Genomic DNA, 16,002 nt, shown 5'->3' with positions numbered 1-16,002 from the left:
CGCTGAAATCGCTCCCCCGGAGCGATTTCCGGGCGCGCCATTTCCGGGGCTCCGCCCGTTCGGCGCTGAAATCGCTCCCCCGGAGCGATTTCCGGGCGCGCCTCACCCCCGGCCGCGGTAGGGCGCGACGCCTTGCTCGGGGATCCAGACGCCCTCGGGCGCGGGGCCGGTCTGGTAGAAGACGTCGATCGGAATGCCACCGCGCGGATACCAGTACCCGCCGATGCGCAGCCATTGCGGCGCCAGCGTGTCCACCAGCCGCCGCGCGATCGTCACCGTGCAATCCTCGTGGAACGCCCCGTGGTTGCGGAACGATCCCAGGAACAGTTTCAGGGACTTCGATTCCACCAGCCAGTCCCCCGGCACGTAATCGATCACCAGGTGCGCGAAATCCGGCTGCCCGGTCATCGGGCAAAGCGAGGTGAATTCGGGCGCCGCGAACCGCACGCAGTAGGCCACGTCGGCCTGCGGGTTGCTCACCCGCTCAAGCTGCGCCGCCTCGGGGCTTTGCGGCATTTCCGTCTGCCCGCCAAGCTGGGTCAGCCCGGTATAGATGTTTTCCTCGGTCATCCTTTCCTCCTGTCACACGCCGCGCTTGTTGCCCCACAACATGACATGCAGCTGCGGCAGCACCCGTGCCCCGAACCAGCCGTCCTGCACGACGCGGTCCACCAGCCAGCGCATCCGCGCGTCCACACCCGCCTGGTCGACCGTCGCCGCGTCGTCGTCGGGCGGGGGCGGCGTGTGGTTGCCCGGCTGCAGGTACACCGGAAGCGCGGGACAGCGCGCCGCGACATTCCGCGCCCACCGGTAATCATCCTCGTCGAACACCACGATCTTGAGGATGGTTTCGGCACCTTGGCCGGCGGCAACGCAATCGTCGAAGGCCGGCCAGTCCACGGTCATGCCGCTTGACGGCGGCTTGGGGCTGAGCACCAGCACGTCGAGTTGCGCGAACCAGTCGCGCGCGACCGAACCCTGCGTTTCCAGCGCAAAGGAATAGCCCTTCTCGTGCCCGATCGAGATCAACCCGCCCAACGGCTGGATCGCCGGATTGCCCCCCGACAGCGACACAAGGATGGGCCGGCCGCCCGACAGGGTCTCGACGCGCGCCATGACCGAGTCCGCGCTCATCGGCGTCCAGCTCTCGCGCCACTCGGACTCGACGGCGTGCAGGCTGTCGCACCAGCTGCAGCGGTAATCGCAGCCGCCGGTGCGCACGAAGACCGTGGGTTGCCCCGTGAGTGCGCCCTCTCCCTGGATCGTGGGGCCGAAAATCTCGGCCACGCGGATGTCGCGGGTGTCGGTCACGGCCGGTATTCCGCCCATGTCTTGGGCGTTTCGCTGACGCGCACGGCCACCGTCTCCGGCCAGCGCGCATGGCACCAGTCGTAGAAATGCCGCGCCATCTGTTCGGCCGTCACGCAATCGTCGCCGAGAACGTCGTTGAGGTGACGGTGGTCGAGCGCGTCGTCGATGTACCGCTTGAGCGGCGCCAGATCGAGGTAGTCGCGCACGAACCCCTGCGCGTCCAGCACATCGGACGCCAGTTCAACGGTCACGACGTAGTTGTGCCCGTGCAGCCGCGCGCACTGGTGCTCCGCGGGCACCTGCTTGAGCTGGTGCGAAGCGGAAAAGTGGAATTCCTTGGCGATCCGGTACATCAGGCCACCCCCGTCGCCGCGCGCCAGTAATCAGGATCGGCATACTCGGTCGGGTCCGTCACGCCGGCAAGGTGGAACGCCTCGCGCCGTTCCACGCAGGTGCCGCAGCGCCCGCAGTGCACCGTGCCGCCCTTGTAGCACGACCACGTGTCGGCAAAGGGCGTGCCGTGCCGGGCGCCGTCGGTGACGATGTCAGCCTTCGAGACATGGACGTAAGGAGTGTGCAGATGCACCTTCGCCAGGCCGTCGAGCGCATGGGCCTGCATTGCCTGGAACGCCTCGATGAAGCCGGGCCGGCAGTCGGGATAGATGAAGTGATCGCCGCCGTGGACCGCCGCGGCGACAGTGTCGGCCCCCTGCGCGGCAGCCATCCCGAAGGCCACGGCCAGCATGATGGCGTTGCGGTTGGGAACGACCGTCAGTTTCATCGTCTCCTCGGCATAATGGCCGTCGGGAACGTCGACCCGATCGGTCAACGCGGAGCCGGTCAGCGCCCGGCCGACGCCTGCAAGGTCCACGACCTCGTGCGGCACCCCGAGGCGGTCGGCACACCGCGCGGCGAAATCGAGTTCCTTGGCGTGCCTCTGGCCGTAGTCGAAGGAAAGCAGGGCGTGCAGGTCGCCCTCGGCGGCGACCCGGTGGGCGAGAGACACGGAGTCGAGCCCGCCCGAGCAGATGACGATCGTCTTCATGATGTGACCCTTGTTTTGGCGATGCGGGTAGGCTGCGACCGCATGGGGCGCACTTAAGGGTTCGTGCGGGTCTTGGCAAGCGAGGCGACCGCGCCGCGTGCCCGGCCCGGGCTAGAGTTTCGAGGAAATGACGCCGGTGTTGAAGCCGCCCATGCGCAACTCCCCGAAAAGGCGCTGGTACTCGATCTTGGGGCAACGGTTCATAACCACCTCGACACCGCGGGCGCGCGCCACCGTTGCCGCCTCCGGATGCTCGACGCCGATCTGCATCCAGATCGTGCGCAGGTTCGGGAAGGCTTCGAGCGCCTCCTCGACGATGGGCGGGACATGTTCGGACCTGCGAAAGATATCGACCATGTCCACGCTGCCCTCGATCTCGGACAGGGCGGACTTGACCTCGCGATCCAGCAGCGTGCACCCGGCATTCACCGGGTTGACCGGAACCACGTCGTAGCCCTTGAGCCCGAGGTAGCGCGCCACGTAGTAACTGGGCCGCACAGGGTTGGACGACACGCCAACCACCGCGATGCGGCGCGTGCGGGTCAGGATTTCGCGCAGGTGGGGGTCTGTGTAGGTTTCGCTCATGCCGGCACACTAACCGGCGAAACGACCGGAAAAAAGAGCGCCCAAGGGCGAACCTTGGGCGCCAGTCACGGAACGAGGGACAGTGATGCAGAACGCTGACGTTCCATAACCAGCGTTCTCAACAGGATAGATAGGTCGCGTATTCAGAATAAAAAGGGGATGTAATAGACCTGTGAACACCGCTCGCACGCATCGCGCGCGGTCGCGTCAGTCGAAGATGTCCTCGACCGCGTCGAAGACCTCCTCGAAGATCTTTCGGCCCAGGCTCTTGCGCTTGCGCGGTTTCTTCCATTTCTTCCTGCCGGGCCACCCGGAACGCTCGCGGCCGGCGACCTCGTCGTAATGCGGCACCTTGCGGCGTTTCTTGCGGCGCCGCGGATCGGCTTGCGCGGCGGCCGGCGGCCGGTGCGTCTCGGCCGGCTTGCGCTCGGTTGTGCGCGCGGGCTGCGGCATCGCCTTGAGATCATGCAGCGGCGCACCGCAGGCCTGACAGGCCAGTTCATGGCGCGCCTGGTCCAGCACCAGCGCGGCACGGGTGCCGCAATAGTTGCAGGTGGCGATCTTGTGCCCCATCAGCGTGATCCGTCGTTGCCTTGCCGGGTAGCATATAGGGCGACCGCGGCCGCGTTGGAGACGTTGAGCGAACCGAATTCGCCGGCGTGCCCGATCCGCACCAGCCGGTCGCAGACCGCGCGGGTGCGCGCGCGCAACCCCGGGCCTTCGGCGCCGAGAACCAGCGCCACCGGCCCGCCGTCGGTGCCGGCAACCGCGTCCTCCAACCGGTCCGGCGCATCGCCGTCGAGGCCCAGCACCGTGTAGCCCATGCCCTGCAGCTCCGTGATCGCCTGCGCGAGGTTCGTCACGCGAAGATAGGGCTGGCGCTCAAGTGCGCCGCTTGCGGTCTTGGCCAGCGCCCCGGTCTCGGGCGCCGAATGACGCCGCGGCGCGATAACGGCGCGCGCGCCGAAGACCTCGGCAGAGCGCAGGATCGCACCGACGTTGTGCGGATCGCTCACCCGGTCCAGCAGCACGGCCCGCGCCGGAGAGGCGCCGGGCCGCGCGGGCCCGCAACGGTCCGCCAGCCCGCCCCAGTCCAGCGGACGCACCTCGAGCGCCGCGCCCTGGTGGACCGAGCCGGGATCGAGGGGGGCGGGAAAGCGCCGCGCATCGGCAATCTCGGGCGTCAGCCCCGACGCTGCGATGGCATCCGCCAGGCGGTCGGCGGCGTTGCGGGTCGCGACCAGGCGCAGCTTGTCGCGCGCGGGGTTGTCGAGGGCGTCGCGCACCGCGTGCAGGCCGAACAGCCACAGCGTCTCGGCCGCCGCGGCCTTTCTCGCACGCTCCTTCTCGACCACCCAGTGCGGTTTCTTCATCGCCCGTCTCGCCCCGTCCGAAAGAGGCGCTAGGATGGGCCGAGCACGCGGGGCACGCAAGCCATTTTCCGGTTGACGCCTCCCGGCCCGACTTGTAATTCGCCGATCACGCCGGTGGCGATGGCCACCGCGCGAGGGCGACGAGCTGCAAGGTGCGGCAGCGGACTGTAACTCCGCCGGGGAGACCCATGCTAGGTTCGATTCCTAGGTCGCCCACCACCCCTTTACCGATCACGGCATCAGGACATCGGACCGCTCGTAATGCGCGCTGTCGCGGGTCAGGTCGTCGTAGATGATCTCGACCTGCACCGACTGCACGTGCCCGGGCCCGAAGGCGACGTAGGGCAGCCCGTCCTCGGCCCGGATGGCATTGGGCTGGGCCGTGTCCGTCAGGCAGGGCGGCATGTCCCACGCGCGCATTTCCCCGCCGTTCACGCCGTAGTGCAGCCCGACCAACCCGCAACGCCAGCTCAGGATCTGGGTAAAGTAAAGCAGATCCTGCCCGTTGAATTCGCGCACGGCGACCCAGTCGGGCTTTGTCGCGGTCAGGATCGGCCTGACCTCGGTCGCGGTGGTGAACTTGCCGGTGGGCGTCTGCGGCTCCCCGGTATAGGCTTGGTCATTCGACTGTTCGGCGAGGGCCGGACCGGTCGTGCCGGACTCCCCGACGGGTCCACCGCCAAGGGCCAGCGCGAGACCCGCGAAAAACCAGTGCAGCATGTTTCTCCCTCCCTGTCGCCTCGGGGCAACTTGCCCCTTCTGCCCGGCCGCCGCAGCCCCTATACTGCGGTCCAGTACGGGCAGGGCACGCGAAAGTATGGCCGGGCGGGCAGACAAAAGCCAGAGTTTCAACGTCGTGGTCGTGGGCCAGGCCGGGCGCCTGCAGTACGAGGCCGTCGTTTTCGCCGCCTCACTGCGCGCGATGAGCCCCGATTTCACCGGGCGGCTGTTCGTGGCCGAGCCCCAGCCCGGCCCGCTGTGGGGCGCCGACCCGCGCATGCGCGGCGACGACACGCGCGCGGCGCTTCACCGTCTGGGCGCCGAGATCCTGCCGTTCGAGGCGCGCCACTTCGGGGACGCCTACCCCTACGGCAACAAGATCGAGGCGCTGCTCGCGCTGCCCGAGGGCGAGCCGTTCGTGTTCTTCGACACCGACACGCTGGTCACCGGGGACCTGTCCGCGGTGCCATTCGATTTCGCGCGGCCCACCGCCTCGCTGCGGCGCGAGGGCACCTGGCCCGAGATCGAGCTTTACGGCCCCGGTTACACCGCCATCTGGAAATCGCTCTACGACCGGTTCGGGCTGGATTTCGAAAGTTCTCTGGACCGGGGCCAGCCCGACGAACACTGGCGGCGGTACCTCTATTTCAACGCGGGCTTCTTCTTCTACCGCTGCCCGCGCGTCTTCGGGCAACGCTTCCTCGATTACGCCCTGTCGATCCGCGACGACCCGCCGGCCGAACTGGTGTGCCAGAGCCTCGATCCCTGGCTCGACCAGGTCGCGCTGCCGCTGGTGATCCACGCCCTTGGCGGCGGACGCGACACCCTTCCGCCCGGGCTGCTGGATGGCGAGGTCACCTGCCACTACCGGCTGTTGCCGCTGCTCTACGCGCGCGAATCCGACCGGGCGGTCGAGGTGCTCGAGCAGGTCACCGCGCCCAACTGGATCAAGAAGGCGCTCAAGGGGCACGACCCGATGAAGCGCATGATCTTCCAGGGCCGCGGGCACAAGGTGCGCGCGCTCTTCGACCGCGAGAACCTGCCGCACAAGGAAAAGGCCATCCGCAACACGATCAAGCGCAACGGCTTCTGGATGCGGTGACCCTCGATTTCGCGCGGGCGTCTCGGCGCTTTCCTCAGCAGGATCCGCCGGCCGGGGAAACCCCTGCGCGCTTTCGTCGCGGGGGCCGTGTCTGGTAGATTGACACCAGAAGGCGGGGCATCGGGCGAGGCCGGAGCGACACGTGAAGCGGGGAGGTATCGGAAATGATTCATCGCGGCGCAACCGTCACCCTGTCCGCGGCCCTGGTCGGGCTTCTGTCCGGTTGTGGGCTGGGAACGACCTTTTTCCGGGACCTTGGAAGTTGACGGCAAGATCTACACCACGCGGGATTACGTGCCGCAATCGCTGGCGGCCGGTGCGGACTGGACGGAGGTCGTCATCAACGCAGAGGCCTACCGGTGCCCGGGCGGAGATTGCAGGAAAGTGGTGCGGCGGATCGTGGGCGAGCCGCCTGACACCCCTTCGGATGAGGCGACCGACCTCGGCACCGGGCCGCGCAATTATGAGCAGACTGGCGGGCGCTGGCATGACACAGCCATTGTACACGGTCTTGCCCGCCACCACCCTCGCGACGTCGCGGGCCGGCTGCACGCCGCCGGATCCGGCCGCCTAGCCGGCGCCGACTCCCCCGATTATGACGGGCGCGACTAGGGATTGACCGATCCGCCCGGGCCGGCAACGGTCGCTCCGCCCGGGGGGCGCACGACGCGCGCGGCGACTGACCGGCACAAGGAGGACGGGCCGATGAAGACGATCCTTGTCGCCAACCCGAAGGGCGGGACCGGCAAGACAGTGACAGCGGTCACGGTGGCCGCCGCGCTTGCGGCGCGCGGCGATCGCGTGGCATTGGCCGACGCCGACCGGCAGAAATCCGCGCTGCGCTGGCTGAAGCGCCGCCCCGAGGACGCCGCCCCGATCAAGCGGCGCGACTGGAGCGCGTCGACGGCCGTGGGCGACGCGCCGAAAAAGGCCGACTGGCTGGTGGTGGATTCCCCGGGCAGCCTGAACCGCGGCGGCGCCAAGGATCTGGTGGCCGAGGCCACGCTTGTGCTGGTGCCGCTGACCCCGTCGTGGATCGACGAGGACAGCACGCGGCGTTTCCTCAAGAAACTCCGCGAGATCAAGCGCGTGCGCAAGGGCAAGGCGGACATCCGCGTGATCGCCAACCGCGTGCGGCCACGTTCCCGGGCCTTCGAGGCCCTGGCAGACGCCCTGGCAGGTATGGGCGAACCGCCGCTGGCCTGCATTTCCGAGCGCGCGGCCTACGGCGAGCTGGCGCGGAACGGGCTGAGCGTATTCGACCGCACGCAGAAACCCTATCGCGAGATGCAGGCGCAGTGGCAGCCGATCCTGGCGCTGCTGGACGCAGAGGCCGGGTAGGCGCGCGGTGCCACCGGGGCAGTCCGGGCAACTGCCCCGCCGCGAAGGCCAAGGCGCGGTCAACTTGCGAAAAGCGCGCTCTCGTCGGGCAGCCCCTTGATCTCGATGGGATTGCCCGCCGGGTCGCGAAAGAACATCGTCCACTGCTCGCCCGGCTGGCCCTCGAACCGCACCTGCGGGGACAGGACGAAATCGATTCCGGCCTCTTCCAGCCGGCGCGCCAGCGCGCGCCACTCGGCCAGCGGCAGCACGACGCCGAAATGGGGCATGGGCACCATGTGCGCGCCCACCTTCCCGGTCGTGCGCGTCTCGAACGGCGTCCCCAGATGCAGGCTGAGCTGATGGCCGAAGAAGTCGAAATCGACCCATGTCTCGGCCGAGCGCCCCTCGGTCGCGCCAAGCGTGTCGCCGTAGAAGGCCCGCGCGGCATCCAGATCGTCGACGTTGAAGGCAAGGTGGAACGGGTGCGGCATGGCGGCTCCTGTCGCCGGGAGGAATGGCGAGAGTTGTGAGGGTCACCGCGATATCCTACACAATTGTCCAAGCTTCAACAGGAGGACTCCATGGCCTACGGCTTCGACACCCTGCAGATCCATGCCGGCGCCCGCCCCGATCCCGCAACCGGAGCACGGCAGACACCCGTGTACCAGACCACGGCCTACGTGTTCCGGGACGCGGACCATGCCGCGGCGCTGTTCAACCTCCAGGAGGTCGGCTACATCTACTCGCGGCTCACGAACCCGACGGTCGCGGTGCTGCAGGAGCGCATGGCGACGCTGGAAGGCGGCGCCGGCGCGGTCTGCTGTTCCTCGGGACACGCGGCGCAGATCATGGCGCTGTTCCCGCTGATGGGGCCAGGGTGCAACGTGGTCGTTTCCACCCGGCTCTACGGTGGCTCGGTCACGCAGTTCAGCCAGACGATCAAGCGCTTCGGCTGGTCGGCCAAGTTCGTCGACATCGACGATGCCGACGCGATCCGCGCCGCGATCGACGACGACACCCGCGCGGTGTTCTGCGAATCCATAGCCAACCCGGGCGGCCATATCGCCGACCTGAACGCCGTGGCCAAGGTCGCGGACGAGGCCGGGCTGCCGCTCATCGTGGACAACACCTCGGCCACGCCCTACCTGTGCCGCCCCATCGAGCACGGCGCGACGCTGGTCGTGCACTCGATGACCAAGTTCCTCACCGGCAACGGCACGGTCACCGGCGGCGTGGTCGTGGATTCGGGCAATTTCAACTGGTCGGCCAGCGGCAAGTTCCCCTCGCTCTCCGAACCCGAGCCGGCCTACCACGGGCTGAAATTCCACGAGACGTTCGGCCCGCTGGCCTTCACCTTCCACGGCATCGCGGTAGGGCTGCGCGACCTGGGCATGACGTTGAACCCGCAGGCCGCGCATTACACGCTTCTGGGAATCGAAACGCTGAGCCTGCGCATGGAACGCCACTGCGAGAATGCCCGCAAGGTCGCGGGATGGCTGGAAAAACACCCGGCGGTGGATCACGTCACCTATGCCGGGCTGGACAGCTCGCCCTACTTCTCGCGGGTCAAGGACATCTGCCCCAGGGGCGCGGGCGGCCTGTTCACCGTGGCACTCAAGGACGGCTACGACGCCTGCGTGAAACTGGTCGACAGCCTCGAGCTGTTCAGCCATGTCGCCAACCTTGGCGACACGCGCTCACTGATCATCCACTCCGCCTCGACCACCCACCGCCAGCTCACGCCCGAGCAACAGGCCGCCGCCGGCGCCGAGCCGGATGTGGTGCGCATCTCCATCGGGATCGAGGACGCCGACGACATCATCGCCGACCTTGATCAGGGGCTGGCCAAGGCCACCGGTTGACCCCCGCGGGGCAAGCCCGGCGGCGCCGTTCGTCGCGCCGCCGGGCTTGCCCTTTCCCTCGGCGATAACCTGCTGTAATATCGCGCAGAACCGGAGGGGATTTTCGCGCGTCCGCGCGCGATGTTACTGCTGTGACGATGAAACCGAATTTTGCCCTGACCCTGTCGTTCGAAGGGATCGGCCTTCTGCACCGGGCCCATCGCGGCTGGCATCTGGTCGGCGAGGCCGCGCTGGAGTCGGACGATCTCGCAGGCGCGCTGGCCGCGTTGCGCGACAAGGCGGGCGCGCTCGACGCCTCTGGCCTGCGCAGCAAGCTGGTGATCCCCGTCGAGCAGATACGCTATCTCGACATCCCTGCCGCGGGCGAAGGTCAGGACACCGAGCAGGCCGTGCGCGATGCCCTCGACGGGGCCACACCGTATGCGGTGGACGACCTCGTCTACGACTGGTCGACGGACGGAACGCGCACCTACATTGCCGCCGTTGCGCGCGAGACCCTGCAAGAGGCCGAGAGCTTCGCGCTCGACCACCGCTTCAACCCGCTCGGCTTCGTGGCAGTTCCGCCCCCCGGCGCCTTCGTGGGCGAACCTTTCTTCGGCCCGACGGCTCACGCCGCCGAAACCTGCGGCAACGAAACCATCGAACGCGACTCCGCGCCGGTGGAGATCGTGGGCGCAGCGCATCTGCCCGAGCCGCCCGAAGTGCCCGCCGACATCCCCGCCGCCGCCGCGTCCGAAAGCACCGCGACGCCGGCGACGGGTGCCACCGGACCGGCAAGACCGGAACAGCCGCCAACGCCCGCTGCCGAGCCGCCGGCCGCCTCTCCCTCAGACCGCGGGGACGCGCCGGAGCCTGAACCCGCCCCCGCGACGGCCTTCACCAGCATCCGTGCCGCCGACGACGCGGCCAGCTCCAAGGGCAAGTCCGGCAAGGCCGCGCGGAAGGCAAAGGGCAAACCCGGGCAGAAGCCGGCCGGATCGCGCCCCCCCGTGGCGCACACGCCGCACCTTGCGGGAACTTTCGCGCAGTGGCGGAAGGGCGCCGGTGATGAAACCCCGCACGAGGCCACCACGCGAACGCGGCAGCCGTCCGGCGGCCTCCGCAAATCCCCCGCTGCGGGGAACGGTGGCAAGGCGCGGATCGCGGAAGCGGTCCGCAAGGCGCGCCCGGCGGCACGGCGGGTCGTCGAGGCCCCGCAGAAGCTGCACCGCCGGGCACTCGGGTCCACGCTTGCCCGGCAGGCAACCGCGGCACCGGGCAAACTGCACAGGAAGGCGCGCGAGCGAATCGCCTCCATCGGCAAGCGCGAAGAACCCGAGCCCATCGCCGGGCCGGTCGGACCGCCCGCCGGCCTGAACGTCGAGCGGCAGGACACCCGGCGCAACGGCGGGCTGATCTTCGCGGTGGCCCTGATCGCCGTGCTGTTGGCCGTGGGCGGCTGGGCCGCCCTGTTCCTGGACACGCCGCTGTCGCGCGCGCTGCGTGGCGACACGGCCGGCACGACCGAGACGGCGTCCGCCGAGGTCCCTGACGCCGGGATCGCCGACGCGCAGGACACGAGCCCATCGACGGCTGATCCCCCGGCGGCCGGCGCGCAGCTTCCGGCACCTGAAGAGGCCGCGAGCGAAGATCCCGCCGCGCCGGAGGCGGACACGGGCCGCGAGGTCGCGGCACTGCCGGACGATACCGGCGCCGCGGACCCTGAACCGGCCCCGCAGGCCGAGGAAGAGATCACCGCCCCTGCCCCGCCGGACGAGCCCGAGCCGCTGACGCCGGACGAAGCCCGCGCGCGCTACGCCGCGACCGGCATCTGGCAGCGCGCGCCGCCGGAAATGGCCGCGCCGCAAGCGGCGCGGCTGGAGGATCTCTCGATCGCGACGATCGACGGGGACGTGCCCAAGCTCGATGCCGTGGCCCTGCCCGACCCTGCCGACGCCCGGACGGACCGGCGCCCGGTCAGCCCCGGCATTCCTCCGCCGCCGGACACGGAATACGAATACGACGACCGTGGTTTCGTGCAGGCCACCGAGGAGGGCGCGCTGACCCCGCAGGGCGTGCGAGTCTTCCTGGGCGACCCGGCCGCGGTGCCGCCGCCGACGCCGCGGCGCCTTGGCCCGGGGGTCGGGCTGATCTCGGAAGAGGATCTCGCGCGGATGGGCGAGGTGCGCCCGCGGGTTCGTCCCGCGGCCTTGCCGGAGCGCGCCGGCGAAGAGGCCGCCGACAGCGAATTGCGGCCCCGCGTGCGCCCCGAGGCGCTTGCCCCCGAAGAGATCACGAACGATGCCGAGGCCGCCCCGGCCGCGCCGGACCCTGACGCCGTCGAGGAAGCGATCCGCGAGGCCCAGGACGAGGAGGCCGGTTTCTTCGAGGACACCACGCCGCAGGCCGTGACCGCCTCGCTCAAGCCCAGCGCGCGCCCCGGCGACCTCGCGGAGCGGGCCGCGCGGCTGCGCGCCGAGGACCGCGACCGCGCCGAGAACACGCGGGCGGCGGCCCTCGCGCCCGAGCAACCGACGCGCGCGTCGGTGGCAAAGCAGGCCACCGAGCGCAACCGAATCAACCTGCGCCGTATCAACCTGATCGGGGTATACGGCGAGACGGCCGACCGGCGCGCGCTGGTGCGGCTGGCCAACGGGCGCTACCGCAAGGTCAAGGTGGGCGACGAGCTCGACGGCGGCCGCGTGGCCGCGATCGGCGCGGAGCAACTGCGCTACGTCAAGCGCGGTCAGAGCGTCATCCTGCGGATGCCCCAGGGCTGAGGCACGGCCGCACCGCGCCGGGGCTGCAGGTTCCGCCATGCGCCTTGCCCGGATTCATCGCACGGCAAGGCGCGAAGCCGGATCACCGCCAGTCGGGGCGAATGCCTCGGCCCGCCGGTGCGATCCGGCCCGCGCCCGATCGCCCCGGAAACGCCGGTTCGCGCGCGGCCCCTTCGGTGATCGGCGTCTGCAGCGCGCCGTGCGCGACCGGGCGCGCGGGGTTTGCTGTCGTATACGGCACGCACGCTGCACGATGGGTGCCTCGATGCCCAAGGATCGCGCGGAGTCCTCGCCATTTGCGGCAACGGGCGCGCCGGATTTGCGTCGCTGTTACAAATCGGGCTAAATGTCCGCATATGCTTGACGAAACCGATACACGCCTTCTCGCCGCCCCGCAGAAAACCGCCCATCCGACCGCGCAGGAACCGGGTGAACGGCTCGGCCGTTCGCCGAGCCAGGCGGGCCGCCGGCGCCAGCGATTGGAGGCGGCGGGCGTCATCCGCAGCGACACCGCGCGGCTGGACCCACGGCAGCTGGGGCTGGCCCTGCAGGCCTTCGTGCAGGTACAGCTCAACGCGCGCGGCAGGGATCATGCCCGCAGCTTCCTGCGGCTTGTCGAAACCCGGCGCGAGGTTGTCAGTGCCTGGACGCTGACGGGCTGCGCCGAATGGCTCTTGCGCGTCTCTTGCCCCGACCTGGGCGCGCTCAACGCACTTGTGCACGATGTTCTTCTGCCGCACGACGCGGTGGACCGCGTGCACAGCCGGATCGTGATGGACCAATGCAAATCCGACGCCCCCCTGCCCACCTGACCCCGCGAAGGAGCCGCTGATGGAAGGTTTCCTGTTCCAGGCCTCGATCTACCTGGCCGCGGCGGTCATCGCCGTGCCGCTGGCCGCGCGTCTGGGGCTGGGCTCGGTGCTGGGGTACCTCGCTGCCGGTATCCTCGTCGGGCCGGCGCTGGGCCTGGTGGGCCACGAAACGAAGGAGATCCAGCATTTCGCCGAATTCGGCGTGGTCATGATGCTGTTCCTCATCGGGCTGGAGCTGGAGCCACGCGCGCTGTGGGACATGCGCCACCGCCTTCTGGGGCTGGGCGGCTTGCAGATCGGGGTGACCACGCTGGCGGTTATGGTGGGCGCCATGGCGCTGGGCCAGCCCTGGAGCATCGCCCTGGCCGCCGGACTCATCTTCGCGCTGTCGTCAACCGCGATCGTGTTGCAGACCCTTTCGGAAAAGGGGCTGATGCAGACCGGCGGCGGGCGGTCAACCTTCTCGGTCCTGCTGACGCAGGACATCGCGGTGATCCCGATGCTGGCGGCGCTGCCGTTGCTGGCCATGCCCAAGCCGCCCGAGGTGGTGCTTGGCGAAGTCCTGGAACGCGGGGCAGAAGGCGACACGGCCGAGGGGGCGCACGGCGCAGCGCTTTCGCTGGTGGAGGGTCTGCCCGGCTGGGGGGTGACGCTGGTCACCCTCGGCGCCGTGGCCGCGATCATCCTGACCGGCATCTACCTGACGCGGCCGGTCTTCCGGTTCATCCACGCCGCGCGCCTGCGCGAGATGTACACCGCGCTGGCGCTTCTGATCGTGGTGGGCATCGCCTTCCTGATGAACCTGGTCGGGCTGTCGCCGGCGCTTGGCGCCTTCCTTGCCGGGGTGGTGCTGGCCAGCAGCGAGTTCCGCCACGAGTTGCAAAGCGACATCGCCCCCTTCAAGGGGCTGCTGCTGGGCCTGTTCTTCATCACCGTGGGCGCGGGCATCGATTTCGCCACGCTGATCGGCGCGCCGGGAACGATCATGGGCCTCGCGCTGGCCGTCATCCTGGTCAAGGGTTGCATCCTCTACCTGCTGGGGCGTGCCTTCGACCTGCGCGGCCGCGACCTGTGGCTGTTCACGCTGGGGCTGGCGCAGGCGGGCGAATTCGGCTTCGTGCTGATCGCGTTTTCCGATCAGCAGCACGTCCTGCCGCCCGCGCTGTCGGAAACGCTTCTTCTGGTGGTCGGCATGACCATGCTGATCACGCCGCTTTTGTTCATGACCTACGAATGGCTGTCGCGGCGCATGACAAGCGAGGCGGCCGAGGCGCGGGAACCCGACCATATCGACGAACGCGCCCCGATCATCATCGCGGGCATCGGCCGGTTCGGGCAGATCGTCAACCGTCTCGTGCGTTCCTCGGGTTACCGGACGGTGGTGCTTGACCACGACCTCAACACCATCCAGCGCATGCGCCGGTTCGGCATCAAGGGGTTCTTCGGCGACCCCACCCGGCCCGAGCTGCTGCATGCCGCCGGGCTGGACGAGGCGCGGATCCTCGTGGCCGCGCTCAACAACCCCGAAGACACCACCCGGCTGGTGGAATACGCGCGCCGCGAACGCCCCGACCTGCGGATCGTCGCCCGGGCGCGCGACCGCACGCATGTTTTCCGGCTCTACAAGGCGGGTGCCGACCACATCGTGCGCGAGCTGTTCGACAGCTCGCTGCGCGCGGGGCGTTACGTGCTCGAGAACATCGGCCTCAGCGAATTCGAGGCCGCCGAGCTGGAGCAGACCTTCTACCAGCACGACCGCCAGTCGGTGCGCGAACTGGCCGCGCTGTGGGACCCGGACATTCCCACCGCGGAAAACGCGGCCTACATCCAGCGTGCGCGCGATCTGGAAAAGGACCTGGAGACGATGCTGCTGTCACAGCTCGAGGACGGCGCGGCGGAGGCCGCGCGCGAAGCCGGGGAATGACCGCCCCGCCCCGCCACGGGTAAAGAGCGCCAGCGTCCGGCCCCGTGACGGGGCCATCACCGGGCCGGCGGCACGACAGCGCATCCGGCCCGGCAGCGACGCGTTTCCGTGCGGCCAAGCGCGAAACCGCGTGCCCCGACGCGCCCGCCCCTCAGGCGCCGGAGACGCCGGCCTCCGAGAAGGTCGCCATGCCCGAATGGCAGGCCAGTGCACCGCGCAGCACACCGATGGCCAGCGCCGCGCCCGAGCCCTCGCCCAGCCGCATGCCCAGATCGAGCAACGGCGCCTTGCCCAGCCGCGCCAGCAGTGCCCCGTGCGCGGCCTCGGCGCTGCGGTGGCCGGCCACCGCGTGATCCAGCGCCCCGGGCCGGGCCCGTTCCAGACAGGCCGCCGCGGCGGTGCATATGAACCCGTCCAGGATGACGGGGATACGCAGCTGCCGTGCCCGGGCGATGGCGCCAGCCATCGCCGCCAGTTCGCGCCCGCCGAGGCAACGCAGCGCAGCCAAGGCGTTTCCCCGTGCTTCCGGGTTGGCTGCCAGCCCGCGCGCCACCACCTCGGCCTTGTGCGCCACCCCCGCCTCGGGGACACCGGTGCCGCGGCCCGTCCAGTCGGCCGCCTGCCCGCCGAAAAGCGCATGGGCCAACGCCGCGGCTGAGGTCGTGTTGCCGATCCCCATCTCGCCGGTGACCAGCAGGTCCGCCGCCGGATCGACGGCCTGCCAGCCGGCTCGCAGCGCTGTTACCGCCTCGGCCTCGGTCATCGCCGGGCCCCGCGTGAAATCGGCCGTCGGGGTCTCCAGCGACAGCGCATGCACGTCCACGCGCGCGCCCGATATCTCGGCAAGCTGGTTCACCGCGGCACCGCCATGACGAAAGTTCCCGACCATCTGCGCCGTCACCTCGGGCGGGAAGGCCGATACGCCCTGCGCCGTCACCCCGTGGTTGCCGGCAAAGACGATCACCTGCGGCGCGGTGATGCGCGGGCGTTCATCGCCGCGCCAGGCGCAGTACCATGCGGCCAGCTCTTCCAGGCGGCCCAGCGACCCCGGTGGCTTCGTCAGCTCGGCGTCGCGGGCAACGGCACGGTCGCGCGCCGCGGCGTCGGGTCCCGGCACGGCTGCGAGCCGGTCCGCGAACGCGTCGAGGCTGTCGAAATCCTGCGTCATGGTCCCCTCGTTGAACTT

Annotated in this window: 17 protein-coding genes and 1 tRNA gene; 8 read left to right on the top strand and 10 right to left on the bottom strand. The window is 69.6% G+C overall.

Translation table 11 applies throughout. The features are described 5' to 3' along the window. Window positions 1-102: 102 nt before the first annotated feature. From queF to rlmB, 7 genes are all read right to left on the bottom strand, one after another. A complete protein-coding gene (queF, locus tag CEF10_RS12875; RefSeq protein WP_101068576.1) occupies window positions 103-570 on the bottom strand; it encodes a preQ(1) synthase in 468 nt (155 codons plus the stop codon). A gap of 12 nt (window positions 571-582) precedes the next feature. Beyond that, window positions 583-1,329 carry a 7-carboxy-7-deazaguanine synthase QueE gene (gene queE / locus CEF10_RS12870; RefSeq protein ID WP_101068575.1) on the bottom strand — a complete coding sequence of 249 codons (747 nt, stop codon included), beginning with the start codon at window positions 1,327-1,329 and terminating at the stop codon, window positions 583-585. Then, window positions 1,308-1,664: a 6-carboxytetrahydropterin synthase QueD gene (gene queD, locus CEF10_RS12865; protein ID WP_198586198.1), complete on the bottom strand. Its 357-nt coding sequence runs from the start codon at window positions 1,662-1,664 to the stop codon at window positions 1,308-1,310. The genes queE and queD overlap by 22 nt, the downstream gene beginning before the upstream one ends. After that, the gene (gene queC / locus CEF10_RS12860) at window positions 1,664-2,356 is read right to left on the bottom strand and encodes a 7-cyano-7-deazaguanine synthase QueC (RefSeq protein ID WP_101068573.1); all 693 of its coding nucleotides are present in this window, start codon (window positions 2,354-2,356) and stop codon (window positions 1,664-1,666) included. Before queC ends, queD begins: the two co-directional genes overlap by 1 nt. A 111-nt stretch (window positions 2,357-2,467) precedes the next feature. Continuing rightward, complete coding sequence (locus tag CEF10_RS12855; RefSeq protein WP_101068572.1) at window positions 2,468-2,941, bottom strand: CoA-binding protein; 474 nt, start codon at window positions 2,939-2,941, stop codon at window positions 2,468-2,470. Window positions 2,942-3,148: 207 nt separating this feature from the next. Next, window positions 3,149-3,514 (bottom strand): hypothetical protein, encoded by a 366-nt coding sequence (locus CEF10_RS12850; protein WP_101068571.1) that lies wholly within the window; start codon window positions 3,512-3,514, stop codon window positions 3,149-3,151. Next, window positions 3,514-4,314 carry a 23S rRNA (guanosine(2251)-2'-O)-methyltransferase RlmB gene (gene rlmB, locus CEF10_RS12845; RefSeq protein ID WP_101068570.1) on the bottom strand — a complete coding sequence of 267 codons (801 nt, stop codon included), beginning with the start codon at window positions 4,312-4,314 and terminating at the stop codon, window positions 3,514-3,516. Before rlmB ends, CEF10_RS12850 begins: the two co-directional genes overlap by 1 nt. A 135-nt stretch (window positions 4,315-4,449) precedes the next feature. Here rlmB and CEF10_RS16930 point away from each other — a divergent pair. Then, window positions 4,450-4,533, top strand: a tRNA-Tyr gene (locus CEF10_RS16930). 12 nt (window positions 4,534-4,545) lie between these two features. Here CEF10_RS16930 and CEF10_RS12840 read toward each other — a convergent pair. Then, complete coding sequence (locus CEF10_RS12840) at window positions 4,546-5,034, bottom strand: hypothetical protein (RefSeq protein WP_101068569.1); 489 nt, start codon at window positions 5,032-5,034, stop codon at window positions 4,546-4,548. Between the two features lie 97 nt (window positions 5,035-5,131). On the opposite strand from CEF10_RS12840, the gene CEF10_RS12835 reads away from it, so the two are divergent. From CEF10_RS12835 to CEF10_RS12825, 3 genes are all read left to right on the top strand, one after another. Then, window positions 5,132-6,136, top strand: coding sequence for a hypothetical protein (locus CEF10_RS12835; RefSeq protein ID WP_101068568.1), 1,005 nt, complete (start codon window positions 5,132-5,134; stop codon window positions 6,134-6,136). 255 nt (window positions 6,137-6,391) lie between these two features. Beyond that, window positions 6,392-6,748 carry a hypothetical protein gene (locus CEF10_RS12830; RefSeq protein WP_101068567.1) on the top strand — a complete coding sequence of 119 codons (357 nt, stop codon included), beginning with the start codon at window positions 6,392-6,394 and terminating at the stop codon, window positions 6,746-6,748. A 93-nt stretch (window positions 6,749-6,841) separates the two neighbouring features. After that, a complete protein-coding gene (locus tag CEF10_RS12825) occupies window positions 6,842-7,477 on the top strand; it encodes a ParA family protein (RefSeq protein ID WP_101068566.1) in 636 nt (211 codons plus the stop codon). A 59-nt stretch (window positions 7,478-7,536) separates the two neighbouring features. Here the strand turns inward: CEF10_RS12825 and CEF10_RS12820 are convergent, their stop codons facing one another. Further along, window positions 7,537-7,950, bottom strand: coding sequence for a VOC family protein (locus CEF10_RS12820; protein ID WP_101068565.1), 414 nt, complete (start codon window positions 7,948-7,950; stop codon window positions 7,537-7,539). A 90-nt stretch (window positions 7,951-8,040) separates the two neighbouring features. Between CEF10_RS12820 and CEF10_RS12815 the strand changes: the two genes are divergently transcribed. The 4 genes from CEF10_RS12815 to CEF10_RS12800 all read left to right on the top strand — a co-directional run bounded on the left by CEF10_RS12815 (window position 8,041) and on the right by CEF10_RS12800 (window position 14,816). Beyond that, window positions 8,041-9,321, top strand: a complete 1,281-nt coding sequence (locus CEF10_RS12815) for an O-acetylhomoserine aminocarboxypropyltransferase/cysteine synthase family protein (protein WP_101068564.1) — start codon at window positions 8,041-8,043, stop codon at window positions 9,319-9,321. 137 nt (window positions 9,322-9,458) lie between these two features. Beyond that, complete coding sequence (locus tag CEF10_RS12810) at window positions 9,459-12,080, top strand: hypothetical protein (protein WP_101068563.1); 2,622 nt, start codon at window positions 9,459-9,461, stop codon at window positions 12,078-12,080. Window positions 12,081-12,436: 356 nt separating this feature from the next. After that, window positions 12,437-12,892 carry an Lrp/AsnC family transcriptional regulator gene (locus CEF10_RS12805; RefSeq protein ID WP_101068562.1) on the top strand — a complete coding sequence of 152 codons (456 nt, stop codon included), beginning with the start codon at window positions 12,437-12,439 and terminating at the stop codon, window positions 12,890-12,892. A gap of 19 nt (window positions 12,893-12,911) precedes the next feature. Next, window positions 12,912-14,816, top strand: coding sequence for a monovalent cation:proton antiporter-2 (CPA2) family protein (locus CEF10_RS12800; RefSeq protein ID WP_101068561.1), 1,905 nt, complete (start codon window positions 12,912-12,914; stop codon window positions 14,814-14,816). A 151-nt stretch (window positions 14,817-14,967) separates the two neighbouring features. Here the strand turns inward: CEF10_RS12800 and cobT are convergent, their stop codons facing one another. Further along, a complete protein-coding gene (gene cobT / locus CEF10_RS12795) occupies window positions 14,968-15,984 on the bottom strand; it encodes a nicotinate-nucleotide--dimethylbenzimidazole phosphoribosyltransferase (protein ID WP_101068560.1) in 1,017 nt (338 codons plus the stop codon). Window positions 15,985-16,002 lie beyond the last annotated feature (18 nt).

The sequence above is a fragment of the Roseovarius salinarum genome (assembly GCF_002834145.1).
Taxonomy (GTDB): Bacteria; Pseudomonadota; Alphaproteobacteria; order Rhodobacterales; family Rhodobacteraceae; genus Roseovarius; species Roseovarius salinarum.
The sequence above is the reverse complement of the archived record's forward strand: the minus strand, read 5'-3'. Positions and strand labels throughout refer to the sequence as shown.

Bases quoted from the DNA above. Each gene is read 5' to 3' on its own strand.
- queC (WP_101068573.1), bottom strand. From the start codon at position 2,356: ATGAAGACGATCGTCATCTGCTCGGGCGGGCTCGACTCCGTGTCTCTC.
- queF (WP_101068576.1), bottom strand. From the start codon at position 570: ATGACCGAGGAAAACATCTATACCGGGCTGACCCAGCTTGGCGGGCAG.
- queE (WP_101068575.1), bottom strand. From the start codon at position 1,329: ATGGGCGGAATACCGGCCGTGACCGACACCCGCGACATCCGCGTGGCC.
- CEF10_RS12855 (WP_101068572.1), bottom strand. From the start codon at position 2,941: ATGAGCGAAACCTACACAGACCCCCACCTGCGCGAAATCCTGACCCGC.
- queD (WP_198586198.1), bottom strand. From the start codon at position 1,664: ATGTACCGGATCGCCAAGGAATTCCACTTTTCCGCTTCGCACCAGCTC.
- CEF10_RS12825 (WP_101068566.1), top strand. From the start codon at position 6,842: ATGAAGACGATCCTTGTCGCCAACCCGAAGGGCGGGACCGGCAAGACA.
- CEF10_RS12850 (WP_101068571.1), bottom strand. From the start codon at position 3,514: ATGGGGCACAAGATCGCCACCTGCAACTATTGCGGCACCCGTGCCGCG.
- cobT (WP_101068560.1), bottom strand. From the start codon at position 15,984: ATGACGCAGGATTTCGACAGCCTCGACGCGTTCGCGGACCGGCTCGCA.
- CEF10_RS12820 (WP_101068565.1), bottom strand. From the start codon at position 7,950: ATGCCGCACCCGTTCCACCTTGCCTTCAACGTCGACGATCTGGATGCC.
- rlmB (WP_101068570.1), bottom strand. From the start codon at position 4,314: ATGAAGAAACCGCACTGGGTGGTCGAGAAGGAGCGTGCGAGAAAGGCC.
- CEF10_RS12805 (WP_101068562.1), top strand. From the start codon at position 12,437: ATGCTTGACGAAACCGATACACGCCTTCTCGCCGCCCCGCAGAAAACC.
- CEF10_RS12840 (WP_101068569.1), bottom strand. From the start codon at position 5,034: ATGCTGCACTGGTTTTTCGCGGGTCTCGCGCTGGCCCTTGGCGGTGGA.
- CEF10_RS12800 (WP_101068561.1), top strand. From the start codon at position 12,912: ATGGAAGGTTTCCTGTTCCAGGCCTCGATCTACCTGGCCGCGGCGGTC.
- CEF10_RS12815 (WP_101068564.1), top strand. From the start codon at position 8,041: ATGGCCTACGGCTTCGACACCCTGCAGATCCATGCCGGCGCCCGCCCC.
- CEF10_RS12835 (WP_101068568.1), top strand. From the start codon at position 5,132: ATGGCCGGGCGGGCAGACAAAAGCCAGAGTTTCAACGTCGTGGTCGTG.
- CEF10_RS12810 (WP_101068563.1), top strand. From the start codon at position 9,459: ATGAAACCGAATTTTGCCCTGACCCTGTCGTTCGAAGGGATCGGCCTT.